Raw genomic sequence first — 25,785 nt, forward strand, 5'->3', positions numbered from 1 at the left:
GCGGGCAGGAACGGTCCGTTGGTCGATGACGCGAGCGGGACGGCACTGGCACCGACGGCCAGCTGGTGAGTTCGTGGAGTTAGCTGCCTCGTTAATTGGCATGAGTGAACACACAGCAATGCCAAACATAACAGTTCGGGTACCCGAAGAGAGCCGGCTCTCGAAACAGGCACTCGAACGGAGTCGACCTCGAATCAGGGTACCCGAACGGAGCCGGCCCCAGAACAGGATACTCGAACGGACCTGGCCCGTCCGATCAGGAAAGGTCGTACGTAAACGAATAACAGTACTTCTCGTACCCCAGATCCTCGTAAAAGGCGTGCGCCTCGTCGCGCCACAGCCCCGACTCGAGTTCGACCGCCTCACAGCCGTGGTCGGCCGCCCACTCGTGGACGTACTCGAGTAGCCGCCGACCGTAGCCCTTCGATCGTTCGCCCTCGGTCGTGACGAGGTCGTAGACGTAGGCGTGGCGACCGAGGTAGAAGTTGGTCGTGATCTTCACGCCGGCGACCGCGACGGGGTCGCCGTCGACATCACAGGCGAACATCGTGTAGCCGTCTCCGGCCATCTCGACGTAGTGTTCCAGATACTGTTCCTCATCGAGGTGATCGCGGAGTTCGACGAGAATCGGAAAGACATCGCGAACGTCGGCGAGCGACTCGATTTCACGGATATCGATTTCGTGTCCAGCCTCGCTGTCGTCGCTCCCACCGTCAGTTCGGAGCGGCCGACTCGGCGGTTGTTTCGCTGGGGCGCTATCCATCTCGGTCTCGGAATCTGAGTTGTGAGCAGTCATTACTCGAGTAAGGAAGTGCACGTGACGCGGCAACCGTGGCCACCATCGTGGTCGGTTCGAGACGGCCATCGACAGTGAAAGACGGGCTGGTCACAGTGCGACATGTGCACACGTAGGACGGATACTATTTTAACATTATTCATCCATCATGCGTTTGTTAAGGACTAGGTTCTACAATACTCAGAAAGTTCGTCCCAGGTACGTACAGGTGGAAATCGTTATGGCGGAGGGAGTTCGTGTGTGAACTGTCAATGAGTACGGCACAGTCCGGTCGGATGAACGACAACGACAAATCGATCACGGGGTTCGCGATGATTTCCCACGCGGTCGTCCACACGTACGAACTCTCGATCCCGATCCTGATGGTGATCTGGCTCACCGAGTTCGGCGTGAGTACGGCGGTGCTGGGCACCGTCGTCGCGGTGGGCTACGGCCTGTTCGGGGTCGGCGCGCTGCCGGCGGGAGTCCTCGTTGACCGCTTCGGGTCCCGCGAGCTCGTGTTGGCATGTCTGGCCGGAATGGGTGCCTCGTTCCTCCTGTTGAGTGCTGCACAGGGAATCGTCACAATCACAATCGCACTCTGTCTTTGGGGTGTTGCAGCGAGCATTTACCATCCAGCAGGGCTCTCGCTGATCTCGACCGGCGTTGAGCAGCGCGGCACCGGCTTTGCCTACCACGGCATGGCCGGCAACTTCGGCATCGCCTTCGGGCCGTTGCTGACGGCGATTCTCCTGTTGTTCTTCGACTGGCGGCTCGTTACTGCACTGCTCGTCATTCCCGCAGGCATCGCGATCGCATACGCGCTGACGGCGAGCTTCGACGAGCGAGCGGCCGTGCAGGCCGAGACCGACGGTGGCGACGTCGACGGGGACGCCGAGGGACAGATGACGCTCTCGCGATTCGTCGCGGACAGTCGCGCGCTGTTCACGCTCGGCTTCACTGTCGCTATCGCGGTCGTGATGATGAACGGGCTGTTCTACCGCGGCACCCTGACGTTCCTGCCGGACGTGCTGAGCGACTTCATGCCCGACGTCGCCGAGCAGCTCCAGTTGTTCGACCCCGATAGTCCCATGGCAGAGGAGTTCAACCCCGCATCCTACCTCTACGCCGGGCTCCTGATGGTCGGCATGGCCGGCCAGTACGTCGGCGGGAAGCTCACCGACCGCATTCCGACCGAGACCGGCCTTGCCGTCATCTTCGCCTCGCTCACCGTCGTCGCCGTCCTGTTCGTGCCAGCCGCACAGGCCGGGCTGGCAACGCTCTTACTCGTCAGCGCGCTGCTTGGCTTCCTGCTGTTCTCCTTGCAGCCGATGTACCAGGCGACTATCGCAGAATATAGTCCACCCGGAGAGCGTGGGCTCTCCTACGGCTACACCTATCTGGGCGTCTTCGGGATTGGTGCTGCCGGCGCGGCGATCGCCGGCTTCCTCCTCTCGATCGGCTCCGTCTGGCAGACGTTCGTCATCCTCGCCGTCTTCCCCGCAGCGGGCGCTGTCCTCGCAATTGCGCTCTCACGAACTGGCGACAGACGGAGCTGAGGACGAACGGACAAAAAAGCGCCGCAGACTCGTTCTACAGATCGGGACGCTAGACGTCCGAGGTCGAAACGTACTCGAACGACTCGGAGACATCCCCGAAGCGGTCCGCCGCGAACAGGTCGGTCGAGAACGACGGCGACTCGCCCGTCAGCCGCTCACGAACTGTCGGACCGACGACCGGCGAGGTCATGATGCCAAGTCCGTTGAATCCGGCTGCGACGAGCAGGCCGTCGGGTGCATCCCGCGGCGCGTCAATGATCGGACGCGTATCCGGCGACGCGGTATCGATCCCTGCCCAGCCGTTGACGAAGCCAGCGTCGTCGAAGCCGTCGACGAACTCGGGGACGAAATCAGCAATGTCGAGCCGGAACGACTCGTCGACATCCGTCGTGTACGACGCCGGATCGTCGATCGGGTAGTGGCCACCGCCGATCAGCAGGTCACCGTTGTGCTCCGGGCGGAAGTAGATGTGTTCGCTCCCGACGCGCCCGAGTGGGAACTCCGACGAGAGTTGCTCCTCCGGTTCGAGGACGACGACCTGCGTCCGATACGGGCGGATCTGAACGTCGACACCATCGGGCAACAGACTACTCGTTCGCCAGCCGGCCGCGATCACAACCGCGTCCGCCTCGATAGTTCCGGACGCCGTTTCGACACCAGACACATCGCCACCGTCACTCACCAGATCAGTTACTTCCGCATCTAACTCGAACGTCGCACCCCGCTCGCGCGCCGCACTCTGGAGGGCCGTCGCGTACGTGTACGGGTCGACCCAGCCAGTGTCCTCGTACATCACTGCACCCGCAAACTCCGCGAGATTGAACTGGGGGTAGCGCTCCGTGACCGCACTCGAGTCCCGGTACGCAACCGGAAACCCCTCGTCCGACAGTCGGGAGGCGAGCTCCTGTGCCTCCGTCGCCTCAGCCTCGGTCATCACGTCGATCCGATCCCGTTTGGTGAACGTGAAGCCGTGGGAGTCGTCGAACTCGCGGAAGAAGTCGTTCGCGTGCCGAGCAACATCGGGCGCGTCACTGTAGAAGAGCGTCGGGGCGATGATCCCCGCAGAGAGGCCCGTCGCTTCGGCCGCGATACCGCTTCGGTCCAGTACTGTGACCTCGTGGTCGACCGCGAGATTTCTGGCGGCGTGACAGCCGGCGACGCCGGCACCAACAATCACGACGTGATCGCGTTCCTTGTGAGATGAGCACATAGGACACTATCATTCGAACACCGACATACCATTTTCGTTCGCCGTATGAACGACGCCGACTCTCGTTCAACATCGTCTCAGAATCCCCTACATTCTTAGTATCGACGGATGAGTATCACGCAGAGCGAGTCGACTCGAGTACATCCCTCTCGAGCGCCATCGGATCGAGCTGCAGACGGGGTGCGAGCGGACTACTGTCGAGTCGACCGGTCGATGTTCGATGATGCGCTGGCGATATCGAGAGACGGTGCTTGCCCTGTGTACGCTTGCGTTTTTCGTGACGATGTACGGCCGGGTCGCGATCAGCCCGGTCGTGCCGTCGATCACGGAGGAGTTCGGCGTGTCGAACGCCGTCATCGGCGTGGCACTGACAGGAATGTGGCTCGCCTACGGACTGTCGCAGTTCCCGAGCGGCGTCCTCGGCGACCGGTACGGTGAGCGAGTCGTCATCCTCGTCGCACTCGGCGGAACTGCGGTCGCGAGCGTGCTCATCGCTGTGGCTCCAGTCTTCGGCATTTTCGTCGTCGCGACGGTGATCCTCGGCGCAGTCGCGGGGTTACACTACAGCGTCGCGACGACGCTGCTGTCGCGGATCCACGACAACGTCGGCACCGCGATCGGCATCCACAACTCTGGAGCGACGATCGCCGGCCTGGTCGCGCCGCTGATCGTCGCCTGGGTCGGCGTCACCTACGGCTGGCGCGCGGCGATCGTCACCACCGCTGTGGTCGGGGTTCCGGCGTTCGCGCTGTTCGCACTGTTAGTCAAACCGACCGAGCCGCGACGGCCAGAGCAGTCGATGCGCGACCAGTTCGACCTGGCGTCGCTCCTCGAGATTCTCTCGCGGCCCGTCATCGCGTTCACGCTGTTCGTCGCCATCGTCGGTGAGTTCGTCTGGCAGGGCGCGGCGTCGTTCCTCCCGGTCTTTCTCATCGAGCACCGCGAGTACTCACCGACCCTCGCGGCGACCGGCTTCTCGGCGTACTTCGTCGCGCAGGGAATCGCACAGGTCGGCGTCGGTGCGGTCTCGGACCGGTTCGGACGCGACCGAGCGACTGCCGGCTGTCTCCTCCTCGGTGCGATCGGTCTCTGGCTGCTCGTCGCCGGTCCCGGCCTCGTCAGCGCCGCAGTAGGCGTACTCCTCCTCGGAATCGGCATGAGCTTCGAGGCATCACTGCTACCACGGTTTCTCAACGCGCTCGGGGACGAGGAGCGCGGAACGGGCTTCGGTCTCGTCCGGACGGTCTACGTCATCACGGCCTCGCTCGGCTCGGTCATCGTCGGCCTCATTGCCGATTTCCTCGGCTGGGGTGTTGCCTTCGCGTTTCTCGCCGGCCTGTTGCTCCTCGCGGTTATCGCGTTCGCCGCGAACTGGCTGTTCTCGCTGGATTTGTAGGTTGGCCCAGACGATATTACCCACACCTGCCATCTCAACCGCACCTAGACGTATGGCACTGCACCCACAATAGCCCACCATCGCATGGGACACTCACGCACAGCCGCAGTTACCGGGATCGGATTACTCCCGAACGGAACGCACTCGAGTCCCGAACGAGAACTCGCACTGACTGTCCTTCATGACGCGCTGGCGGACGCGAGATTGTCGCCCGAAGCGATCGACGGGCTCTACATGCCCGCGCCGCGGCCGTGGGCGGCGCAGAAGTTCGTCTCGACCACGCTCGTCCACAGACTCGGCATCGAACCCGACCGGACGCTCGAGGTGTCGACCGGCGGCTCGAGTAGCGCAAACGCGTTTCAGACCGCTGTCCACGACGTTCGACACGGCGTCGTCGACACGGCGGTCGTCCTCGCCGCCGAACGGAGTTCGATCGTTGAGACGACCGGTCCCTACTTCGAGTACATCCTCAGCACGTTCGACGCGGAGTTCGAATCCCCAATCGGGCTATCGGTGCCGGGGGCCTACGCCCAGAGCATGCAGCGGTACTGTTACGAACACGATATCGACCGCGACGATATCGCCGACATCGTCGTGAAAAACCGCGAGAACGCGGCCGACGATCCGGACACCCTGTTCAGCGACGGGGTCGATCGGGTGGACGTACTCGAGTCCCGGCCGATCGCAGAGCCGATTCGGCTGTACGACTGTCCGGCACCGTGTGATGGGGCGGCGGCGCTGGTGGTGACAGCCGACGATGGTGGGGAGACGGACACAGAATCTGGAAACGGTGGCGACCCACCGATCACGGTCGCCGGAGTCGGCAGCCACCACGCGGCGAGTCACTTCCTGCAGACCCACGGCGAGCCGATCACCGAACTCCCCGCGGTTCGGCGAGCAGCCCGGACGGCGAGCCAGGAGGCCGGACTGGCACCAGATGAGCTGGACGTCTACGAGCCGTACGCGCCGTTTCCGCACATCGAGGCGATCATCACCGAGGAACTCGGTCTGGTCGACCGCGGGGAGGGCGTCACAGCGTGTCTCGACGGTCAAACGCGACCTGACGGTTCGTTCCCGATCAGCCCCTCCGGCGGCTGTCTCGGCCGGGGCCACCCGCCGATGGTAACGCCGTTGTACAACTACGTCGAGGCCGTCCGCCAGCTCAGGGGAACGGCCTCGACGCAGATTGTAGACGCCGAGCACGTCATGACGACCGCAGAGCACGGCCACGTCAACGGCGCGACCGCCACCGTCTTCGCGAGAGGGAGGGGTGCGTAGCGATGACCGAAACCGCGTTCACCGACCCGTTCTGGGAGGCACTCGCAGACGGACGATTCGTCGTCCCACACTGTGGGGAGTGTGATGAGTACTTCTTCCCACCAGCACCGAACTGTCCGCACTGTTACTCGAGAAGCGTCGAGTGGGCCGACTCGCCGGGGAGGGGAGCCCTGTACTCGGTCACCCGCCAGCACGCGACCGCCGAGGGATTCCACGACAAACTCGTCGTCGGACTGGTGGCACTCGAGGAGGGACCGCGAGTGCTCGCCGAGTTCGAGGCCCCATACGAAGAGCTCGCAATCGGCGACGCCGTCGTGATTGAGCCCCATGCGTATCCGCACGAGTACGACCGCGGCCGGCGCGGCGACGAGCCGTTCTTCGTGGCTCGCTTGCGTGATTGCGATCCGGCCGCAGACTCGAACACGGACCACGACTGACGGCGTCAACGACCTGTCTCGCGGTCAAATGCCTGGGCTTCCCGTAGAGCTTTGTATCCGGGCACGAATCGTGTGTTCAGATAGCATGTCACATCAGCAGCCGCGATCACCACGCGAGGTGTTCCGTTCGTGACCGACTCGAGTACGCCCGCCGGCGCGTCCGATCCCACGGACGCCCTCGAGGAACACGACGAGACGTTCCGCACCGATCTCGAGTCGTTGCTCGCCCAGCCCTCGATCAGCGCGACCGACGAGGGCGTTGTCGAGTGCGCCTCGATGGTGCAGGAACTGTGTCTCGAGTACGGCTTCGACGAGGCGGAGATCGTCGAGACGCCGGGACAGCCGGCGGTTATCGCGCATGCGGCGGCCGACCGTGGCGGAGAGGCGCGAGAAAAAGCGGCTGACGATGACGAGACCAGTCAGGAGACACCGACAATCCACCTCTACGGCCACTACGACGTCCAGCCCGCGACACCCGAGGAGTGGGACTCACCGCCGTTCGAGCCAACCGTCCGCGAGGGGCCCGACGGCGAGCAGCGCCTCTACGCCCGCGGCGCGGGCGACAACAAGGGCCAGTGGTTCGCCCACGTCTGTGCCGTCCGCGCACTGCGCGAAACCACCGGCCTCCCCGCGAACGTCACCCTCCTGATCGAGGGCGAGGAGGAAAGCGGCAGCGAGCATCTCGAGTGGCTCGTCCGCGAGCACCGGGACGACCTCGCCTGCGACGTTGCCGTCGTCGCGGACGGGCCGATCGATTCGTCGGGACGGCCCCACGTCCTGCTCGGCGCGCGCGGACTCCTGTACGTCGACCTCGAACTGCGCGGGGCGAATCAGGACCTGCACTCGGGCAACTTCGGCGGCCCGGTGCCGAACCCGGCCGCCGCACTCACCGATCTACTCGCCTCACTCGAGGACGACGGGCACGTGACGCTCGATGGATTCGACGACGACGTGCGGCCGCTAACCGACCGCGGTCGAGAAATCGTCGCGGAGATTCCGGTCGACGAGGACGAGATTCGAGACGAACTCGCGCTCGACGCGTTCGAAACCGATGCGGACGAGAACTACGTCGAGCGCCTGCTTACGCGTCCGAACCTCAACGTCGCGGGGCTCGACGCGGGCTACCACGGCGACGGGATGAAGACGGTGCTCCCCTCGGAAGCGAGCGCGAATATCGACTTCCGACTGGTTGCCGACCAGGATCCGGACGCGATCTACGAGTCGCTCGTCGACTACGCGACGGCACACGTGCCGGCTGGCATCGAGGTCGAACTCTCCCGCGTCGCCGCGATGGCACCGCAGCGGACGCCAGCCGACAGTCCCGTGGTCGAGCCGGCGATGCGGGCGACGCGCGAAGGATGGGGCACCGAGCCGATTCTGAAGCCGACACTCGGTGGGTCTGTTCCGACGTACGTCTTCGCGGACAACTTGGACGTGCCGTGTCTCGTGATCCCCTACGCGAACGAGGACGAGCGTAACCACGCGCCGAACGAGAACCTCAAACTCTCGTGCTTCCGCGCAGGGGCACGGACTACAGTAGCACTCCTTTCGGAGTTTGCCGAGGCAGATCTTTCGGGTTCCTCGGCCTCGGCCTCGTCCTCGACCTCAACTTCGACTTAGACTTAGACTTAGACTTAGACTTAGACTTAGACTTAGACGACTGTGACAGCCTGGTCTGCGTTGAGAATAACGTCCTGTGTGACGCTCCCGAAGACGGCCTTGCCGACGGCCGAGCGCTTGCGGCCCGCGAGGACGATCGCGTCGGCCGGCAGTTCGTTCGCGTACTCGATGATCTCAGCGGCCGGGTCGCCGTGGCGGCGGACGAGGTCCGGTTCGATGCCGGCGGCCATCAGTTCGTCACGAACGTCGAGAGCGGCGTCCGGGAACTCGTTTTCGTCGTAGAGGTCCTCGGAGCGAGCGATGCCTTCGTCCCTCGCTTCGAACTCCTTGAACACGTTCAGGACCGACACAGCAACGGTATCGGGGTCATCGATCGGGCCGTCCTCACCAACGAGGTCGATCACGTGCTGTGCTGCTTTCGTGCCGCGGTCTTGCTCCGAGTCGACTGGAATAACAATCTGGTACATTGGAATCTCTGTTGGAATGAATGTGTGCAGATCCGTATGTAGCTTCCGGCTCAGAAGGTGCTGACGGGAGCGCCAGCGATCGCGACGAGCAACGGTCCTGGCCAGCGGTTCTCTCCGCAACCGGTGCTGTTTTGTGCTCGTCCACACACCATATGTGACGATGGCACACGAAACGGGGTCCGGGTCAGCCTGTCGCTTCCTCGCGGACCTCCCGATCGACGGTCGGGTGAGCTTCGAGGCGAGCGCTCGCAAACAGCACGTGTCCGACGAGAGCGGTCATACCGGTCGCCTCCCGGAGGCAGTCGTCTGGGCAGCCTCGACAGACGACGTCGCGACCGTCCTGCAGGCTGCCAACGACCGAGGGATTCCCGTCACTCCCTGGTCCGGCGGCTCCGGACTCGAGGGCAACGCCGTTCCAGTCGACGGCGGCATCGTTCTCAACACAGCTGAACTGACTGATATCGACGTCTCCCCCGCAGACATGCAGGCGACCGTCGGCGCGGGCGTCGTCTACGACGATCTGAACGAAGAGCTTGCCGCATACGGACTCCGGTTCGCACCGGGCATCTCGAGTGGTGAAGTTGCCACGATGGGCGGCATGGTCGCGACGAACGCGAGCGGCTTCAACGCCGTCCGCTACGGCGAGACACGCGACCACATCCGCCGGCTCGAGGTCGTCACCGCAGACGGTCGCGTGGTAGAGTGTGGCCGCGGCGTCGTCAAGACCTCCGCGGGCTACAGCCTGAAAGACTTGCTCGTCGGCAGCGAGGGTACCCTGGGCGTCGTGACGGAGGCGACGATCGGCCTCGTCGGCATTCCGGAACACCGGCGGGCGGCCCTCGTCACCTTTCCGGACCGAGAGTCGGCCTCGCGAGCCGTCGCCGACGCCATTGGTTCTGCGCTCGTGCCGGGTGCACTCGAGTTCATCGACGAGATGTCGACGAAGATGCTGAACGCCTACCGAGATGATGCGCCGTTTACGGAACAGCCGACGTTGCTCATCGAGTTACACGCCAACAACGACGGGATCGAGGAGGATCTGGCGTTCGCGAAGGCAATTTGCGAAGATCACGGCATGACCTCCTGGGAGGCAGCAGCCCAGGAGGACATCGACGAGATCTGGCAGGCCCGCCGGGACAAGCTCTTTGCGACGCGGAGTTACCGCGAGGAGTGGGATATCGCACTCGTCGGCGACGTGGTGGTACCGATCTCGTCCTATCCCGAAATCGTTCAGACGGTACAGGAGGTGAGCGACGACCTCGACCTCGTTACGTCCTGCGTCGGCCACGCTGGCGACGGGAATCTCCACTTCACGCCACTGGTTGATCCGGACGACGAGGAGATGGTCGAACGGGCTCACGAACTGAACGAGCGGGTCGTCACTCGCGCGATCGAACTCGGTGGAACTGCCACCGGCGAGCACGGTGTCGGTATCGGAAAGCGCAAGTTCATGGCCGACGAGCACGGGGCCGCACTCGAGTTGATGCAGTCGGTCAAGGAGACGATGGATCCGAACGGGATTCTGAATCCGGGGAAGGTGTTGCCGGAGCGGGAGTAGGTGTCGTCGTCGGTTGCTGTCGCAGCGGTAAGAGTGGGAGTGGGAGTAGGAGTTGTAATTGTCGTCGTCGTTATCGCCAGTCACTACCAACAGAGACGGTTTCTAACAGCTCTTCGAAGCCCCTGGCAGCCACACCAAATCGCCAGTACCAGTAGATTGATACCCTCGGCTCGCAACGGTGCCACGTGATACCATGTATACGGACTTCGCGGCGCGGTTAGCAACGAGTATCTGGCCGGATTTTGATCAGACGCCAGCGCGGTCGACCGAGACGCCAGCGATCACCGACGTAGAGACGGTCGTCATCGACGGCAACTTCCCGTGGACCATCGTCACCGTCGAGACCGACGCTGGCGTCACCGGCATCGGCGAGGCCTACCCCTCACCCGGCGTCCACGAGGTCATCACCGACTTCTTCGGGCCCGTACTGGAAGGGGAGAACCCGCTCGACGTCGAGCGGCTCTATCACCTCATGCGTGAGGCGCTCTCGGGACGCGGCTCACAGGACGGCATCGGCACCATCGCGATCAGCGGCGTCGAACTCGCGCTGTGGGACGCCGCCGGAAAGATTCTCGACCAGCCGGTCTACCAGCTCCTGGGGGGCAAGATGCGCGAGGAGGTCCGAATGTACGCTGACTGCCATGCGGGCGAGGGAATGGTCGAATCGGCGCTCAACGAGGGCGAAGCACACGGCGTCTACAAGCCCGAAGCCTACGCCCGCGCCGCCCGCGCCGCCGTCGATGACGGCTTCGAGAGTATCAAGTTCGACCTGGACGTGCCCTCTGGTCGCGAAATCGACACCATCTCGCGACATTTCGACAGTCCCGAAATCGAGCACAAGCGTCGCCTCGTCGAGGCCGTCACCGACGAGGTCGGTGCCGAGGCAGAGGTCGCCGTCGACCTCCACTGGAACTTCAGTTCGGACGCGGCCCGGAAACTCTGTCACGCACTCGAGTCCTACGACCTCGCCTGGGTCGAAGACCCCCTGCCGCCGGAGAACGGTGACGCAATGGCGACGCTCAACCGCAGCGTCGAGCAACCCCTGCTCACCGGCGAGAACCGCTACGGTCGTCACGGCTTCCGCGACCTCGTCGAACAGGAAGCCGTCTCGTTCGTTGCCCCCGACATCCCGAAGACCGGCGGCATCGCCGAGACCAAGAAGATCGCCGAACTCGCCGATACGTACTACATGACGCTCGCACCCCACAACATCGGCAGCCCCGTCGCGACGATGGCCGGGGTCCACGTCGGCGCGACCGTGCCGAACTTCCTGGCACTCGAGTTCCACGCGCGCGACGTGCCGTGGTGGGACGACCTGGTGGCTCGCGAGGAGCCGCTGATTCAGGATGGGTACATCGAAGTGCCGGATACGCCGGGGCTGGGAATCGAACTGGACTGGGATGTTGTCGAAGAACACCGCGCGTAGGCCAGCGCTGGCGGATTGAACACCGGTGCCGTCCAGTCCGAACAGAACAGGGCCTGAACGCGAGATTTTTAGCTACAGTTCGCCGAACAGACGGTATGACTGCCGCTCTCGACGAAACCGACGTCGGAATCCTCGCGCGAGTAGAGCAATCGAGCGAGATGAATCTCGAAGAACTCGCCGAGGAACTCGAGCTTTCGAAGTCGACGATCCACTACCGACTGACCAAACTGAAAGACAACGAGGTGATCACCGCGACCGCGTCGACAGTCGATCCGCACGCGCTCGGACTCGATATGCTCGTGTTCACAGATGTAACTGTCTCCCACGAGAGCGGCTACGCTGCGGATATCGGCGAGGCGATTGCCGAAATCGACGGGGTCTCACAGGTCTACTACGTGATGGGAGACATCGACTTCATCGTTATCTCACGGGTCCAAACACACGACCAACTCCACGCGCTCATCGACGATATCGTCGAAATCGCCGGCGTCAACGAAACATCCTCGCAGTTCGTGATTCAGGAGGTGAAAACGGACGGGCGGGTGATCGCGAACATGTCCGACGAGATGATTGGGACTGTACTCGAGTCCGACTGAGTGCGGGTGTGAGTGTGAGTGCGAGTCCGATTGAGTGTGAGTGTGAGTGCGAGTCCGACTGAGTGTGAGTGTGAGTGCGAGTCCGATTGAGTGTGAGTGTGAGTGCGAGTCCGACTGAGTGCGGGTGTGAGTGTGAGTGCGAGTGCGAGTGCGAGTGCGAGTGTGAATGCGAGCGCGAACACAGAGACAGAGAGTCAGACAGCAGCTACGCTTCCGAAAAGACCACCTCCTGCTCGTGCAGCCGGTCGATATCGGCCGCCGAATACGAGAGCGCCTCGAGAATCTCGGCCGTCTGCTCGCCCTTCGCTGGCGGTCGCGAGGAAAAACCGCCGTCGTGAAGACCCGCGCTAAAGCGGAACGGGAGCGCGGGCGCGACAACCGACTCGCCGGTCTGCGGGTTGTACGAATCGGCGAGCATCTCCCGCTCCTCGACGTGTGGGTCGCGGTCGACGAGATCTGCGACGGTTCGAACCGCACCCGATGGGACCCCCGCGTCGAGCAGTTCCCTCTCGAGTTCCCAGACGTCGTACTGTTCGAACTCGGCGGTGAACTCGTCGCGGAGCACCTCCCGGTGTTCCATACGGTCGTCGATGGTCTGGAAGCGCTCGTCCTCGAGAAGGTCCTCGCGGCCGAGAAGGTGACAGAGACGCTCGTACATCGTTTCAGAGAGTGTCGCGACGTAGATGTTGTCGGTACCGTCCTCGCCGGCCGAAAAGACGCCGTTCGGCGCGCTGCCGATTCCGCGGCCGCCGGCGCGTTCGGGGAGGTCGCCAGTGCGGTCGTAGCGCGAAATCCAGTAGGACATCCAGGCGACGGCGACGTCGAACAGCGAGATGTCGATCTCGGTCCCCTCGCCGTGGCGGTCGCGATGGCGGACGGCCGCCAGGATTGCGAAGGCAGCGTTCGCACCCGTACCGCAGTCGATGAGACTCGCACGAATACGGACCGGCGGACGATCGCTATAGCCGGTTGTCGCCATGAGCCCGGACACCGCCTGAATACAGGGGTCGTAGCCGGGGTAGGAGCTGTAGGGACCGGTGCGGCCGAAGCCCGACAGCGAGCAGTAGATCACATCCTCGTTTCGCTCGATAACGGACTCGTAGTCGAGGTCGTACTGTTCGAGAACACCGGGACGGAAACTCTCGATGAAGACGTCGGCTTCGTCGACCAGTTCGGTGACGATTTCGTGGCCGTCTTCTGACTTGAGGTCGACACAGAGACTCTGCTTGCCGTGATTGAACGGCGTGAACATACTGCCACCCATCAGGTGTCTGAAGTTGTCGCCTGCAGGCGGTTCGACCTTGATGACGGTGGCACCCATTTCCCCGAGCAGTTGCGTACAGACAGGTCCGGCCACCGACTGTGTCATGTCGACAACGGTGAGATCGTCCAGCGGCTGTGGTTGCATAGTACAGTGGATGTGAGTGAATCGAGAAAGGCTTTTGGGAACAATGCACACGGGGAGGCTCGAACGGTGATCAGAGACGACGGCGACGAGACACTCACCGCTTCGGAATGCGAGCGGCGAGCAACAACATCACACCGGCGAGAACGGCCAACGCCATGAACGCCTGATCGAAGAAGTCGTTGTCAGCGGCCGCACCGAACGCGACTGGGCTTAGCGCTGCGACCATGAACGCGATCGTTCGAAGGATACCGAATCCAGTCCCTCTAATCTCCTCCGGGAGCGTCTCGAGGAGGTACGGTTCGGTCACGGTCGCGAACCCAAGGAGTGTACTCACGAGGGCCGTTATTCCAACCAACGGCCAGAACCCCTCGACAAACGGCAACGCGAGGAGCGCGATTGCGGGACCACTTGCGACGATGACGAGCGAACGCCGAATGCCGATACGGTCGTACGCGCCGCCCGCGAGGGGTTTGATGAGAATGCCGAGCGCAAAGAAGAGCCCGAACAATGTCGAGGAGACAGTAGTCGAGAGGTCTTTGACTTCGATGAGATAGGTGGGATAAAAGCTCGTGAAGGCCTGCCAGACGCAGAGTCCGAGCACCAGCACGGCAGTCGGATAGATGACAGCCCGCTGTCCGAGCACGGTAAGGAGGTCGCGGATACGTTCGGACAGCGGACCTGAATCGTCCTCACCGTTCGTTTCCGGTTCCTCGACCGGAACGGTGTACCAGAGGACAGCGCCCATCAGCAAGAACAGGGGAATGACGAATCCGAACCCGAGCTGCCAGAGGAACAGTGACGCGATGAGGCCGGCAAGCGGCGGGAGCACTGACTGACCGGCATCCTGTGAGGCTGCAGTGACGCCGTTTGCCGCGCCGATCCGATCCGGGTACAATTTCGGCAAGATGGTGTACCTCGCGACGGCGTACAGCGCCGTTCCGAACCCGAACAGTGCCGTCGCGACGAAGAGAATCGCCGGCGAGTTTGCCGTGATGACAAGTCCGAGCGTTATCGCGGCAACGACCGTACTGAGTGTCAGCACGGTTCGCTCACCGATTCGATCAGCGAGCATACCACCGGGCAACTGTCCGGTCGCGTACGCGAGAAAGAGGACCGTCAGTAGCAGGCCAGAGGTCGTCAAATCAAGCCCGTAGGCTTCCCGAAGGTGGGGAAGCATAACCGGATAGATCATTCGAACGCCCATCGAGAGGAACCAGCCACCTGCCAGTGCGAGCAGGATCGACCCACGGCCGTCCTTGCGGAGTGCAGCGACTGTCTCGGAGAGTGCGGTCAGGGAGCGCGACGGATCGGGTACCACGTGGCCCTACGCTAGCAGTACGACCAATTAAAGATTGGTATACCACCGAAAACGACTCCATTCCAGAGCGATCCCGACAACAGAGGTATTTCGGCTCTGCCGAAATAGGTTTGTGTCTGTCCTGACGATATCGTTCGGATGAACGTTGTAGAAAGTATCCTCGACAGAACGAAAGTAGAACTCTTACTGGGTATAAGTGGAAATTCCACGGATTTTCCGCATCGTTCTGTGCTTGTATGACCAGTCATAACATACCAGTAATAGTGTATTACGGATGTACAGCTGTAATTTTGACCAGCATGTCGGTATTTCACCCCAAACGGGTCGCTGAGTAGTGCTCTAGTATAGCACACCACATCATTTCTTCGGTGTCATCGAAATGGTGAAGTAATACTCAGAGTGATACATCTGGAATCACCAGCAGTACTCCGAATACACTCTCAACGTGTTGTATGCAGAAGACTGACGACACCGGCAGAATTATGATCCAGTTACTACTTGTTCCGACAGAATGTCACACAATACCGAGGCTGGAGGGGGGATCCGGGCGACAGAGACCACATTCGCCCTCATCGAAACGCTCGCCGAGCGTGACCACGCGCGGCTGACGGAGCTCGCGACAGCAGTCGGTATCGCAAACAGCACTGCCTCTGAACACCTCGCGACGCTCAAAGCGAACGGCTACGTCGTCGAGGACGACGAGGGCTATCGGCTCGGACTCAAATTCATGGATATCGGTGTCAGAGCCAAGCGCCATTACGACGGGTTACTCGAGTGCGCCGAGCCGGTGCTCGAACAGTTGGTCGAGGAAACGGGTGAGACGATCGGCCTGCTCGCCAGGGAGAACAAGCAGGCGGTGTACGTCGATCGGCGGGTTGGTGAGCAGGGAGTGCCGACGAACGCGTGGGTTGGCAAGCGAAAGCCGATGCACACGATGGCCGCGGGCAAGGTGATGCTCGCATACCTCTCGGCGGATCAGCGGGACGAAATCATCGAGGGTCGTGGTCTGCCGGCGGTTACGGCACAAACGATCACGACACGCGAGGAACTCGAGGCGGAGCTCGAGACGGCTCGCGATCGCGGCGTCGCGTTCAACGATTGTGAGTCACACGAGCGAGTTCGTGGCGTGGCGGCGCCAATCGTTCTGCAAGACGAGGTTTACGGAGCGGTTGCCGTGGCGGGGCCGGCCAGGCGGCTGACGGAGACGTACTTCCGCGAGGAGTTGCCGAACCTGTTGTTGGGTGCGGCGAACGAGATCGAGCTCAAGTTGACGTATCACTGACTCTGCGGAGACCGTTTGGTACGGGTGGGCAGCCCTACAGCCAATCGACGACGACGGCCCACAAAATGACGGCGTTGAGAGCGATCGGTAGCAGCTTCGTCGCGCCGAAGAACCCAGCCATCAGGACGAGCGAGAGGACAGCCCCGCTTCCAGCCAGCACCCGCCACCAGCTGAACGGCACCCAGAACTCGAGGACCGCCAGCGCAGCACAAAACGAGAGGGTTGCTGCGGTCAGCGCGAGGAACAGCCCGATAAGCGGTAAGTCGGCCGACACCGCAAGCTGGCCGAGCAGTCCACTGTCGCCATCACTCCACGGCCAGACCCACCGCAAGAGGCCGCCAAACTCTTGCTGGGCATCCCTGTCTATAGTAGCCACTGCAAGTCACTGCACACCTGCTCGCCAGATGACTCGGCGATCAGTGTGTAACTAGTTGCAGTTGTTACTATAGTGGCACCAGGTACGACGCCGCAAAGTGGGCCTGTAGTAGCAACAGTGCTGAAAGTAGCCATTTTGCTGTCGTCATATTGTCTGCAAGCCGTGCGACAACAAAATCCTATCTGGGGACGATAGTCTACCGTGGTCGGAATGACGAGGATCGTCGCTGTGGGGACAGTCGCTGACGACCTCAGAGGGCCCGGAAAGTCCGAAAAGTAGCAATCGGATACCACAGTCGCGATGGCAGAACTGGCACAACACAACTTGTTCGATGCCACCGAAGCGCCAGGAACGGCGCAACGTGAGCCGTTGTCGCCAGATCACGCGCCTTTTTCTATGCGGGATGAGAGACTCTGTGTATGACCGAGACCCAATCAGAGACGGGAACAGAAACCCGGTTTCTCACCAGTGAACAGATCGACGGACTCGCATCGCCGGCCGACTACGTCGCCGCCGTTCGCGACGGCTACCGGCAAGTCGGAGAGGGTGCACCGGCCTACCCCCGCCAGAAGTTCAACCGAACCGATCCGGACGGGATGTTCACGAGCTACGCCGCCTTGCTCCCCGACACCGGCGCAATGGGGGGCTACATGTACAGTTCCGGCTTCGGGGCTGGCAACGCCTGGTTCATGACACCCGTATTCGATGCCGAAAGCGGCGAACCGCTGGCCGTCCTCGACGGCGCGAGCATGAACCCGTTCAAAACCGGCGCTGCGGGTGCCGTCGCCGTCGACGAACTCGCCCGCGACGACGCTACGACGCTTGCCGTCATCGGCAGCGGTTCACAAGCACGCGGCCAACTCCACACCACCGCAACCGTCCGCGACCTCGAGGACGTCCGCGTCTTCTCACCAACACAGGCAAACCGCGAAGCATTTGCCGAGGAGTTCGACGAGCAACTCTCGGCCGACGTTCACGCGGTGGACTCGAGTACCGCCGCGCTCGACGGCGCAGATATCGTCATTACGGCGACGAAAGCGAGCGAACCGGTCTTCGACGGCGACGACCTCGAACCGGGAACCCACGTGACGGCGATGGGGCAATACCAGGAGGGGAGTCGCGAACTCGACACGACGACGATCGAGCAGGCTACCTACGTCCCCGACCTGCGCGAGCGTGCGGTCTACGATGCCGGTGCATTTCTCGCGGCACTCGAGGACGGCGCGATCACGGACGACCACGTCCATGCCGAGCTGGGTGAGGTCGTTGCCGGCGAAGCGCCGGGAAGGACGAGCGGCGACGAAATTACGGTGTTCGACAGCGGGGGGACGGGGATCGAGACCGTCGCCGCGGCGTACATGCTGTACGAGCGAGCACGCGAGGACGGAATTGGTTCGACGATTTCGTTCGCGCCGGCGAGTGAGGCGCTGACTGGCCGGTTGCCGTAGCGTTTCGACTGCGGTACGAACTGATTTTCGGTGGAAAGGGAGGGCCAGGGCAACGGCTGGGGCGGCTGGGGTGGATCGGCGGCTCAGGCAAATTGAGCGGTCGGGCGGATTGAGCGGATCGGCGGCGCAGGCAAATCGGACGAGTTGTGCGGACTGGGTGACTCAAGCGGGTCAGACAGATCTCGCGTATCAGACGGGATGGGGACGGAACTGAAACAACGTAACCAAATCGCGACAAGCAACATCGAAACGGACGAACGGACGGCGTGAGACACGCCGGAAAAGGGAATGGGGTCGCTAGTCTTTCGTTCAGGAGACGGGTTCGGAGTCAGCAGTCGAGTCGCTGCCAAACCGGGCAAGGAGCGGCTCACGAAGCTGGGCTGTGACGAGCACGAGGATGAGCGCGATACAGGCCAGCCGGACCGCGGTGTTCGGGAACACCATGGCGAGCAGACCTGCGACGAAGTAGACGCCCTTCACGGGGTAGACCACGGCTGGGCTCGGGTGGAAGAACTTACCGTGATAGTTGAGCCCGTGGGAGACGCCGAACGCACCGAACAGCGCGATCAGTCCCGACGCGAACGTCCATGCCCCCCAGCCGCCGACGACGAGTTCGGGGTTGTAGATGAACGCGAACGGCAGGATGTAGATCGGTGCCGAGATCTTCAGCGCCTCGAAGCAGGTGCGCCAGAAGTTGCTGTCGGCGATCCCGGTTGCGACGACGACGGCGATCGCGATCGGCGGTGTCAGTCCCGACAGGATCGCCGCGTATAGGACGAAGTAGTGTGCGGCGAGTTCCGGCACGAGGAACTGCTGGACCAGTGCCGGTGCGATTAGCGCCGCGACGACGACGTATGCTGCCACGGTTGGCATCCCCAGTCCGAGAATGATCGAGATGATCATCGCGAGGATGACCGCGACGATCATCACGCCGCCCGAGAGGTCGAGCAGGGCGAGCGAGAGCACGCCCGGAACGCCCGACGCCTCGAGAATGTCGACGACGCCGTTGATCGAGGCGATGATGATCGCGATCGGCGCGAGGATAATCGCACCTTCACGGAAGCCGAAGGCGGCTTTCCCCAGGAGATCGACGAACTCCTCTGTAAGGTCGCCGCCATCGAGTGCCGTCTGGGCGAGTGGGAAGCCAAAGCCGGTGAGCAACATCACAACGACGGTGTAGAGTGCGGACGTCAGCACCGTCCACTGCAGGACACCGAGTGTCCAGATCAGGATTGCGAACGGAATACCGAAGCGCGCACCCTGGATCGCGAGGTCGCGACGGCTCAGCCGTTCGTCGAAGTGGTTCGTTACCGCGACATCGAGTTCCTGTCCACGGAGCTGTTCGGTGCCCGTGTAGTGGACGGCGATGATAACCGAGCCGTAGAAGATCGCTGCCGGGATGAGGCCGGCAACGAGTACGTCCAGATACGTGATGCCAAGCAACGACGCCATCACGAACGCCGCTGCACCCATCACTGGCGGCATGATCTGTCCGCCGGTCGATGCGACAGATTCGATGCCGCCGGCCACTTCTGAGTCGATCCCACTCTCCTTCATCAGCGGAATCGTGAACGAGCCAGTGATTGCCGTGTTTGCGGCCTGACTCCCGGTAATCGAACCGATGATGATGCTCGCGGTGACTGCTGAGAGTGCGACGCCCGACCGGACAAATTCTGCGGCACGCAGCGCAAGCCGCATGATGAGGTCGAACGCACCGAAGCCGCGCATCAGTCCTGCATAGAGCAGGAACAACGCGACCCAGGTCGCGATAATCCGTGAAATCGAGCCGTAGACACCCTGGAAGTCGAGCACCATAATGTTCGCCGTGCGGTTGAGGCTGAATCCGCCGTGACGAAGGATACCAGGTGCGTAGTTCCCGTAGACGCCGTACAGGATCGCCGCGACGATGACCGCGAGGAACGTCAGCCCGTAGGCGCGGTATGAGAGATACAGCACTACGAGGACGAACGCCGCAGCGATTGCATACTCGTGAGTCAGGGCGGTCCCGACACGGATCGAGAGCAGTGTCTCGTAAAATGCATACATGTACACTGTGGTCCCGATCGTCACAACAGTCGAGAGACTCAACAGAACGGCGTCGAGTTTGTTCCCTTCCTCGACCGCATCGATCAGTTCGTCTCCGAGGTAGACGAGCATGATCGCACCGAGGAAGATGACGGTGAAGAGGATGCGATCCATCTGCTGGGTAAACGCGTAGTAAAGGATCCACACCCAGGTAATGATCGCAAAGAGCGTGATCGCATCGCGGGCGATATCGAGCCGGTTCTTATCAGCTGTTGAATAAACCATATGTTCCGTTTTCGTCCCGTCGTCTCAGTTAGATTTCGCCTCGAGTCCAGTCGTCGTCCCAGACGCCGTTGTCTTCGTACCAGTCGGCCGCACCGGGATGGACACCGACTTCGTCGGTGTGAGTGAGAGCGAACGTGAAGTTATCGGGATCAGAGTAGTCAAGAATTGCAGGCTGTGCGTCCTGCATCGATTCGTAGTGTTCGTGGCAGATCTCCATGAGATCGTAGACGACCTCGTCCGAAATGTCTGGGTCGAACATGTACGGGTACGTCTCCGTCCACGTCGGGTAGGAGTCTACATCGATGCTGACGTCCTGATCCCAACCGCCCGGTTCATCGAGTTCCTCGTATCCGGCACCGGCGAACTCGTTTGCCGCGTCGGCGAACTCATCGGTCATCTCGACCATCTGGACGTCGTTCCGCGCGTCGACCTCGACGGCCCAGGCGGGCAGCGCATCGTAGTTCGACGAGTAGACGACCGCCGCCTCGACGCGGCCTTCCTCCATCGCGCTCGCCGCCTCGCTGGTCTCGAAGTTGACGACGCCCTCCTCGAGTTCTTCCCAGAGACCGACTTCGCCGTACATCTGTTCGGTCAGGTCCCGAAGCCCCCAGCCAGCCGGGAGCGCGTAGATGTCGGCACCGAACAGGTCGTCGGTGGTCTCGATCCCGCTGTCCTCCAGTGCAACCCAGTAGAGGTTCAGCGAGAGGTGCGAGAAGCCGTGAAGTGGGAACGTATCAATATCGTCCGGCTCCTCGAACGGCCCCGAGTCCGTCAACGCCTGATTGAGGATGAAGTTCCCCGTCGAGTAGGCGTTCAATTCGTCGTCGGCGTACAGTCGCATCGACTGCGGGTCACCGCCGGCGTCCTGTGTGATGAAATTGATCGAATCGGATTGTTCGCTGACGACTCGCTGGATTGCCTGTGAGTTGTCGTACGTCGTCGAACCGGACGACGACGACCCGACTGTGATGTCGGTTTGCTCACCGTCACCCAGACACCCAGCGAGACCAACGAGCCCGACCCCTCCAGCTACCTTTAACGCGTCTCGTCGTGAAACACCGTCCTTGAAAGACATCATCATACAAGATACAGAGGTAGTATATAAATCTTTTCGAGGCTTAGGTTAGAAATCGAGAGGTGGGAGCAACTTTCATACCTGGTGCGATTATAACTGTATTCTTCGTAAAACCTTCACCCATTGCTGCCGCGGGCAAACAGGGAATTGTCATTTGGACGATTCCGACGTCGACGCAGTCTGCTCAAAGCGGGCGGTGTCGAGCGTCTCGGACGGGCCGAGCGCGATCGCGATGACAGCTGCTGCAAGGAGGAACAAGACAACGACAATTATGGGTTGTGAACTACCCACTAGCTGCGTTGCCGCGAGTCCGACCACGACGATCCCCGTCCCGACGACAAGGCTCGCAAGAACGTGAGCGAGTTCGGCCCGAGCGGTCGGTGCGCTACGCCCGAGCTGGTGGCCGATACTGATCGCGTTCTGTCCGATATCCCACGCGAGAACCGACGCCGTCACAGCAACGAGAACGCTCACCATCGACGCCCCCGTGCCGGCGGCAACAAACGAACCGAGAACGAGCACTCCCGCACCGACCGTCACCGTCGTTCGATCGCCGGTGAGCAACGCCAGCCCGAGTAAAAGCCAGCCAACCGTCGACAGCGCCGTCGCATGAATCGAATACGGCACTGCAACACTCCAGCCGACACCAGCAAAGCAAAGCGCGATCACTGAACTAATCGTCGCCGGCGAGCCACCCTTCGGTCCCATCATCGTTCACCCTCCATCGCAGTCGCAAGCGGATCGTCCCACGCCCAGTCGATCACTGCAATTCCCTCCGATCGGAGCTGTCGTATTCTGGCTCTCCGTTCGACCCGTGCAACTGCCCTCGACGGCCCATCCACCGTCGTCGGATCCGGTGTAACTACCGTCACGGCAAACGCACTCGAGTACAGTGAGCGGACAATCTCGAGAGCCCCGTCGTCACAGAGAGGTGTGAAGAACACGATCTGAGTGGCTGCTGACGTGGTGTGCTTGAGGTGGGTGAGGGTGTAGGTGGAGGAAGTGGTGCTGGTGTTGCTAGTGGTGTTGGTGCTGGTGCTGGCGGTATTAGCAGTAGGTCTGTTAGCAGTGGTCGTCTCGTCTGTGTTGGTGTCAGTGTTGTCATCGGCATCATCGCTGCCGTCGGTGTCATCGGCATCATCGCTGCCGTCGGTGTCATCAGCATCGACATCGGTTTCGGAAACAGTATCGACAGTATCCACACTGCTGTCAGTACTAGTCCCGACAGTCGACATCGCAAGCGGTCGTGGACCGACTGCCGGATCCGTGCCGAGTGCAGTCTGGCCACGAATCCGGTGCTCGCGACCGGTTCCGGGGGCCAGCCAGAGCGGATCAGGGCCGACGGATGCGAGGCCGACGGTGTGGCCTGCATCGAGCAGCGTGGCGAAAACGTCAGCCCCACCGTCGACAGCCCGGTCGACGGCGTGCATCGGCACCGTCTCAGTATCATCGGGCGTGCGGTACGCACTCGCTCGGGCGTCAACGGCCACGATCACGGTCGCCGACTGCTCGTCGCGGAACGAAACCGTCGCCAGCGAACCGCTTCGTGCGTAGCGGTTCCAGTCGATCCGCTGCATCGGATCGCCCGAACGATACTCACGGACGCTGTGAAACTCGACTCCAGGGCCTGGATCGGCCGTCTGCAGTGTGCCTGCGGGACGGGACCCGCGGTGTGTAAGGAGCCGATCAACACCCGTCGAAAGCGGTTGCATCGTCGGCAGGCAGGTGATCGCTGTGTCTACGGATGTTCTTCCGTTCTCTGTCGCTGCCGATTTCGCTGCCCTCGGCGTTGACGCCGAAACAGCCAGCTCTGTCTCGATCGACCCGTTCGCAGTCCTGACGAGAACCTGCACCGGGTCGAATGGGTGGCTACCGCGACGCGCGGTGACTGTATACTGTATTGACACTGCCTCTCCCGGCGCGAGCGTCGTCGCTGCTCGCGGTGAGCCTGACCCGACGACCAGGTCGGACGGAACGCCGTCGATAATTCGGACGTCAGTGAGGCGTCCATCCCCGTCGTTTCGCACCAGCGTCGTCACGTCGACCGAGGCTCCTGGTTCAGGGTGTGTCTCACTGAGGCTACGCTCAGCCGTAATCGACGGCTGTGTGTCGTCGTCCGTACCGAGGTGTGCGTACGCCCCAAACCCGATTCCAACTGCCCCTGCCGCGATGACTGCTGGCTGCTGATAGAGCACGCCCAGTACGAGACCGACGAGCGCGACGACGCTAATTCCGTCCCAGCGACCCGTTTCACGCCGTGTGGGTGCATCAGCAGGCCGCTCGGGATCATCCCCCATTTGCTCAGGGGTGTCGTCTGCCTGCTCGGGACCGTCGTCTGCCTGCTCGGAATCATCGTCTGTCCGGTCGTCAGTATCGTCAGGACTCGAGTACGATCCATCGTCATCAGCAACCGTTTCCGAAGCTTGCTTTTGGTCGACAGCTGACGCAGTTGAGTCTTGTTCTCGTTTTCGTTCCCGTTCCTGTTCCTGTTCCCGTTCCTGTTCCTGTTCCTGTTCTTGTTCCCGTTCCCAGTCCCAATCCCACTCCCCAGACAGAACCGGAGAAACAGCCGTGGGCCGCCGGTCGTCCGAGGGTGCCCCGGCAACCGCTGCAACGGCAGTCATCGCGCGCCGCAGGTCACGCTGTGCGAGGATGTCGGTAAAGCCGAGAAACCCAAGGAGACGATCCTCGACCGACCGTGACGGCCAGTCGCTGTCGTCGGCGAGTACCGCAGCTGCAACGTCGTCATCCGTCCAGGTGCCAGCTTCGATCGCTTCGACCGCGTCGGATTCCGTTCGCTGATCGGCGCTCACAAGCGCTGTTCGAGCACGCGCTCGCAATCGATCCCGAAGCGCCTCGTACGTCGGATCCGACCGACCCGACACCGACGCGAGTTGCTGGGAGAGTCTATCGCCAGGAGTTGGTACTCGAGTCGTGGCTTCGCGGTCCGGTGGTGTCACCTCGGTCTCGCCAGCAGTGATCCGTCGCCGGACGATCCGGTAACTCTGGACGAGCAGGGCCAGCAACACCAGATAAAAGAACAGTTGACCGAACACCTCCAGTCCGACGACGACATCGTAGGAGAGGGCGTCGAGAACGGTTTCGGTTGCAACCAGCATTGTCCCACCGATGGCGATCGCAACGGCTGCAACGAGAACCATCGCGAGTCGAACGTATCTGGCAGTCTCGCTCATCGAGTCATTTCCTCCTGCTCCGCCGTTGTCGATTCGTTCGACTCGTTCGACTCGAGTGCCAGCTCCTGGCACAGTGCACGCGCTCGCTGGTCCTGGTCCTGTGTTGGTCCGTGGCGACCGTACCGGCTTGCCTCGAACAGGTGGATCAGTTCGTCGACTGCCGATCGATCGAGACCGCTGGCGATCGCTTCGTCGCGAACCTCACCCGGCGTTGCGGCAGACTCATCTCCAGTCCCTGCTGCAGCGTTCAACAGCAGCCAGGTGCGATACACGTCAGTATCCGCAGCGGTGTGCGAGACGGCACTGGAGCCATAGTCGCTGGCAGACAACTCGTTCGCCGGCGACGGTGTGGGGATGTCAGCGCTGTCGTCTGCAGTCTCAAGCGCCGGTGTATCGTCTCGAGAGAGGACGAACACTGTCCCGATGAGGGTCAGCCCTGCCACGAGGATTGCGACAGCGAGCGGGAACGACTCCGGAATCAGACCGGGACCAGAACCGGTGCCGGTGGTCTCGTTACCGTATCCGGACCAGTCGAAGACGAGCAGTGCCCCGAGTAACGCAGCGATTGCAACGGTGCCAAACAAAAGCGGTCGTGCCTGTTCCGGGTTGGCGACGACCGCGCGACCGAGCACTAACAGCGAGATGAGGCCGGCACCGAGCAAGAGCCACTCGACTGGGAGTGGGTTCTCGACGTCGTCACCGCCGGCCTCGCCAAACTGTTCGTCGAGTAACGATTCGGCGTCCTCGCTCAGCTCCGGCGAATCGATGCCGTCGTCCTCGACAACTGAAACGGCGGTCGGAAGCGCCGGAGCAGCCACCGCGATAGCTAGGATCCCGACGACTCCAAGGCAGAGTATCCAGACGGTGTGTCGGTCAATCACTCTCTGTCATCAGGTCACGAACGGCGGACGGATAGGGATTGCTGTCGGGTGTCGGGTTTGCCGGCGAACGCGTACAGTAGCAGGGACGAAGTACAAACCACAAATGCGGAAAAAACACGCACCATCGATGCAGCCTGTCTGAAAGGCTCCGTGTCAGGAGAGTTCAGCAAC

At 62.1% G+C, this 25,785-nt stretch carries 21 protein-coding genes; 10 read left to right on the forward strand and 11 right to left on the reverse strand.

Features of this window, described 5'->3' with window-relative positions; genetic code table 11:
• Positions 1-256: 256 nt before the first annotated feature.
• Positions 257-796, reverse strand: a complete 540-nt coding sequence (locus tag NMAG_RS18925; protein ID WP_004214469.1) for a GNAT family N-acetyltransferase — start codon at positions 794-796, stop codon at positions 257-259.
• 251 nt (positions 797-1,047) lie between these two features.
• Between NMAG_RS18925 and NMAG_RS18930 the strand changes: the two genes are divergently transcribed.
• Positions 1,048-2,334, forward strand: a complete 1,287-nt coding sequence (locus NMAG_RS18930; protein WP_049916164.1) for an MFS transporter — start codon at positions 1,048-1,050, stop codon at positions 2,332-2,334.
• 49 nt (positions 2,335-2,383) lie between these two features.
• On the opposite strand, the gene NMAG_RS18935 is transcribed toward NMAG_RS18930, so the two are convergent.
• Positions 2,384-3,544, reverse strand: a complete 1,161-nt coding sequence (locus tag NMAG_RS18935; protein ID WP_004214471.1) for an NAD(P)/FAD-dependent oxidoreductase — start codon at positions 3,542-3,544, stop codon at positions 2,384-2,386.
• Positions 3,545-3,764: 220 nt separating this feature from the next.
• On the opposite strand from NMAG_RS18935, the gene NMAG_RS18940 reads away from it, so the two are divergent.
• From NMAG_RS18940 to NMAG_RS18955, 4 genes are all read left to right on the forward strand, one after another.
• Positions 3,765-4,940 (forward strand): MFS transporter, encoded by a 1,176-nt coding sequence (locus NMAG_RS18940; protein ID WP_004214472.1) that lies wholly within the window; start codon positions 3,765-3,767, stop codon positions 4,938-4,940.
• Positions 4,941-5,024: 84 nt separating this feature from the next.
• A complete protein-coding gene (locus NMAG_RS18945) occupies positions 5,025-6,218 on the forward strand; it encodes a thiolase family protein (protein ID WP_004214473.1) in 1,194 nt (397 codons plus the stop codon).
• Between the two features lie 2 nt (positions 6,219-6,220).
• Positions 6,221-6,655, forward strand: a complete 435-nt coding sequence (locus tag NMAG_RS18950) for a Zn-ribbon domain-containing OB-fold protein (RefSeq protein ID WP_004214474.1) — start codon at positions 6,221-6,223, stop codon at positions 6,653-6,655.
• A 129-nt stretch (positions 6,656-6,784) separates the two neighbouring features.
• Positions 6,785-8,275 carry a M20/M25/M40 family metallo-hydrolase gene (locus NMAG_RS18955; RefSeq protein ID WP_004214475.1) on the forward strand — a complete coding sequence of 497 codons (1,491 nt, stop codon included), beginning with the start codon at positions 6,785-6,787 and terminating at the stop codon, positions 8,273-8,275.
• Between the two features lie 32 nt (positions 8,276-8,307).
• On the opposite strand, the gene NMAG_RS18960 is transcribed toward NMAG_RS18955, so the two are convergent.
• On the reverse strand, positions 8,308-8,742 hold the full coding sequence (locus tag NMAG_RS18960) for a universal stress protein (RefSeq protein WP_004214476.1): 435 nt from the start codon (positions 8,740-8,742) through the stop codon (positions 8,308-8,310).
• 160 nt (positions 8,743-8,902) lie between these two features.
• On the opposite strand from NMAG_RS18960, the gene NMAG_RS18965 reads away from it, so the two are divergent.
• The 3 genes from NMAG_RS18965 (at position 8,903) to NMAG_RS18975 (ending at position 12,322) form a co-directional block, all read left to right on the forward strand.
• Positions 8,903-10,300, forward strand: coding sequence for an FAD-binding oxidoreductase (locus NMAG_RS18965; protein ID WP_004214477.1), 1,398 nt, complete (start codon positions 8,903-8,905; stop codon positions 10,298-10,300).
• A gap of 193 nt (positions 10,301-10,493) precedes the next feature.
• Positions 10,494-11,726: a mandelate racemase/muconate lactonizing enzyme family protein gene (locus NMAG_RS18970; RefSeq protein ID WP_004214478.1), complete on the forward strand. Its 1,233-nt coding sequence runs from the start codon at positions 10,494-10,496 to the stop codon at positions 11,724-11,726.
• 95 nt (positions 11,727-11,821) lie between these two features.
• Positions 11,822-12,322: an Lrp/AsnC family transcriptional regulator gene (locus NMAG_RS18975; protein WP_004214479.1), complete on the forward strand. Its 501-nt coding sequence runs from the start codon at positions 11,822-11,824 to the stop codon at positions 12,320-12,322.
• Between the two features lie 205 nt (positions 12,323-12,527).
• Here the strand turns inward: NMAG_RS18975 and NMAG_RS18980 are convergent, their stop codons facing one another.
• Positions 12,528-13,730 carry a CaiB/BaiF CoA transferase family protein gene (locus NMAG_RS18980; RefSeq protein ID WP_004214480.1) on the reverse strand — a complete coding sequence of 401 codons (1,203 nt, stop codon included), beginning with the start codon at positions 13,728-13,730 and terminating at the stop codon, positions 12,528-12,530.
• A gap of 94 nt (positions 13,731-13,824) precedes the next feature.
• Positions 13,825-15,048, reverse strand: coding sequence for an MFS transporter (locus NMAG_RS18985; RefSeq protein WP_004214481.1), 1,224 nt, complete (start codon positions 15,046-15,048; stop codon positions 13,825-13,827).
• 511 nt (positions 15,049-15,559) lie between these two features.
• Between NMAG_RS18985 and NMAG_RS18990 the strand changes: the two genes are divergently transcribed.
• Positions 15,560-16,330 (forward strand): IclR family transcriptional regulator, encoded by a 771-nt coding sequence (locus NMAG_RS18990; protein WP_004214482.1) that lies wholly within the window; start codon positions 15,560-15,562, stop codon positions 16,328-16,330.
• Between the two features lie 34 nt (positions 16,331-16,364).
• Here the strand turns inward: NMAG_RS18990 and NMAG_RS18995 are convergent, their stop codons facing one another.
• Positions 16,365-16,706, reverse strand: a complete 342-nt coding sequence (locus NMAG_RS18995; protein ID WP_004214483.1) for a hypothetical protein — start codon at positions 16,704-16,706, stop codon at positions 16,365-16,367.
• Positions 16,707-17,125: 419 nt separating this feature from the next.
• On the opposite strand from NMAG_RS18995, the gene NMAG_RS19000 reads away from it, so the two are divergent.
• A complete protein-coding gene (locus tag NMAG_RS19000; RefSeq protein ID WP_004214485.1) occupies positions 17,126-18,154 on the forward strand; it encodes an ornithine cyclodeaminase family protein in 1,029 nt (342 codons plus the stop codon).
• Between the two features lie 309 nt (positions 18,155-18,463).
• On the opposite strand, the gene NMAG_RS19005 is transcribed toward NMAG_RS19000, so the two are convergent.
• From NMAG_RS19005 to NMAG_RS19025, 5 genes are all read right to left on the reverse strand, one after another.
• A complete protein-coding gene (locus NMAG_RS19005) occupies positions 18,464-20,464 on the reverse strand; it encodes a TRAP transporter permease (RefSeq protein ID WP_004214486.1) in 2,001 nt (666 codons plus the stop codon).
• Between the two features lie 28 nt (positions 20,465-20,492).
• Complete coding sequence (locus tag NMAG_RS19010; protein ID WP_069673593.1) at positions 20,493-21,539, reverse strand: TAXI family TRAP transporter solute-binding subunit; 1,047 nt, start codon at positions 21,537-21,539, stop codon at positions 20,493-20,495.
• 150 nt (positions 21,540-21,689) lie between these two features.
• On the reverse strand, positions 21,690-22,250 hold the full coding sequence (locus NMAG_RS19015; RefSeq protein ID WP_012996937.1) for a DUF7519 family protein: 561 nt from the start codon (positions 22,248-22,250) through the stop codon (positions 21,690-21,692).
• The gene (locus NMAG_RS19020; protein WP_004214489.1) at positions 22,247-24,733 is read right to left on the reverse strand and encodes a DUF58 domain-containing protein; all 2,487 of its coding nucleotides are present in this window, start codon (positions 24,731-24,733) and stop codon (positions 22,247-22,249) included. The genes NMAG_RS19015 and NMAG_RS19020 overlap by 4 nt, the downstream gene beginning before the upstream one ends.
• Positions 24,730-25,614, reverse strand: coding sequence for a DUF4129 domain-containing protein (locus NMAG_RS19025; protein WP_004214490.1), 885 nt, complete (start codon positions 25,612-25,614; stop codon positions 24,730-24,732). The genes NMAG_RS19020 and NMAG_RS19025 overlap by 4 nt, the downstream gene beginning before the upstream one ends.
• Between the last annotated feature and the right edge of the window lie 171 nt (positions 25,615-25,785).

Origin of the sequence: Natrialba magadii ATCC 43099, from assembly GCF_000025625.1 — an archaeon.
GTDB lineage: Archaea > Halobacteriota > Halobacteria > Halobacteriales > Natrialbaceae > Natrialba > Natrialba magadii.

What these genes read in the sequence shown, in the direction of transcription:
- NMAG_RS19010 (WP_069673593.1), bottom strand. Translation starts at nt 21,539, where the DNA reads ATGTCTTTCAAGGACGGTGTTTCACGACGAGACGCGTTAAAGGTAGCT.
- NMAG_RS18930 (WP_049916164.1), top strand. Translation starts at nt 1,048, where the DNA reads ATGAGTACGGCACAGTCCGGTCGGATGAACGACAACGACAAATCGATC.
- NMAG_RS18950 (WP_004214474.1), top strand. Translation starts at nt 6,221, where the DNA reads ATGACCGAAACCGCGTTCACCGACCCGTTCTGGGAGGCACTCGCAGAC.
- NMAG_RS18935 (WP_004214471.1), bottom strand. Translation starts at nt 3,544, where the DNA reads ATGTGCTCATCTCACAAGGAACGCGATCACGTCGTGATTGTTGGTGCC.
- NMAG_RS18980 (WP_004214480.1), bottom strand. Translation starts at nt 13,730, where the DNA reads ATGCAACCACAGCCGCTGGACGATCTCACCGTTGTCGACATGACACAG.
- NMAG_RS18960 (WP_004214476.1), bottom strand. Translation starts at nt 8,742, where the DNA reads ATGTACCAGATTGTTATTCCAGTCGACTCGGAGCAAGACCGCGGCACG.
- NMAG_RS18925 (WP_004214469.1), bottom strand. Translation starts at nt 796, where the DNA reads ATGACTGCTCACAACTCAGATTCCGAGACCGAGATGGATAGCGCCCCA.
- NMAG_RS18940 (WP_004214472.1), top strand. Translation starts at nt 3,765, where the DNA reads ATGATGCGCTGGCGATATCGAGAGACGGTGCTTGCCCTGTGTACGCTT.
- NMAG_RS18975 (WP_004214479.1), top strand. Translation starts at nt 11,822, where the DNA reads ATGACTGCCGCTCTCGACGAAACCGACGTCGGAATCCTCGCGCGAGTA.
- NMAG_RS19005 (WP_004214486.1), bottom strand. Translation starts at nt 20,464, where the DNA reads ATGGTTTATTCAACAGCTGATAAGAACCGGCTCGATATCGCCCGCGAT.
- NMAG_RS18965 (WP_004214477.1), top strand. Translation starts at nt 8,903, where the DNA reads ATGGCACACGAAACGGGGTCCGGGTCAGCCTGTCGCTTCCTCGCGGAC.
- NMAG_RS19015 (WP_012996937.1), bottom strand. Translation starts at nt 22,250, where the DNA reads ATGATGGGACCGAAGGGTGGCTCGCCGGCGACGATTAGTTCAGTGATC.
- NMAG_RS18990 (WP_004214482.1), top strand. Translation starts at nt 15,560, where the DNA reads ATGTCACACAATACCGAGGCTGGAGGGGGGATCCGGGCGACAGAGACC.
- NMAG_RS18945 (WP_004214473.1), top strand. Translation starts at nt 5,025, where the DNA reads ATGGGACACTCACGCACAGCCGCAGTTACCGGGATCGGATTACTCCCG.
- NMAG_RS18970 (WP_004214478.1), top strand. Translation starts at nt 10,494, where the DNA reads ATGTATACGGACTTCGCGGCGCGGTTAGCAACGAGTATCTGGCCGGAT.
- NMAG_RS19020 (WP_004214489.1), bottom strand. Translation starts at nt 24,733, where the DNA reads ATGAGCGAGACTGCCAGATACGTTCGACTCGCGATGGTTCTCGTTGCA.
- NMAG_RS19000 (WP_004214485.1), top strand. Translation starts at nt 17,126, where the DNA reads ATGACCGAGACCCAATCAGAGACGGGAACAGAAACCCGGTTTCTCACC.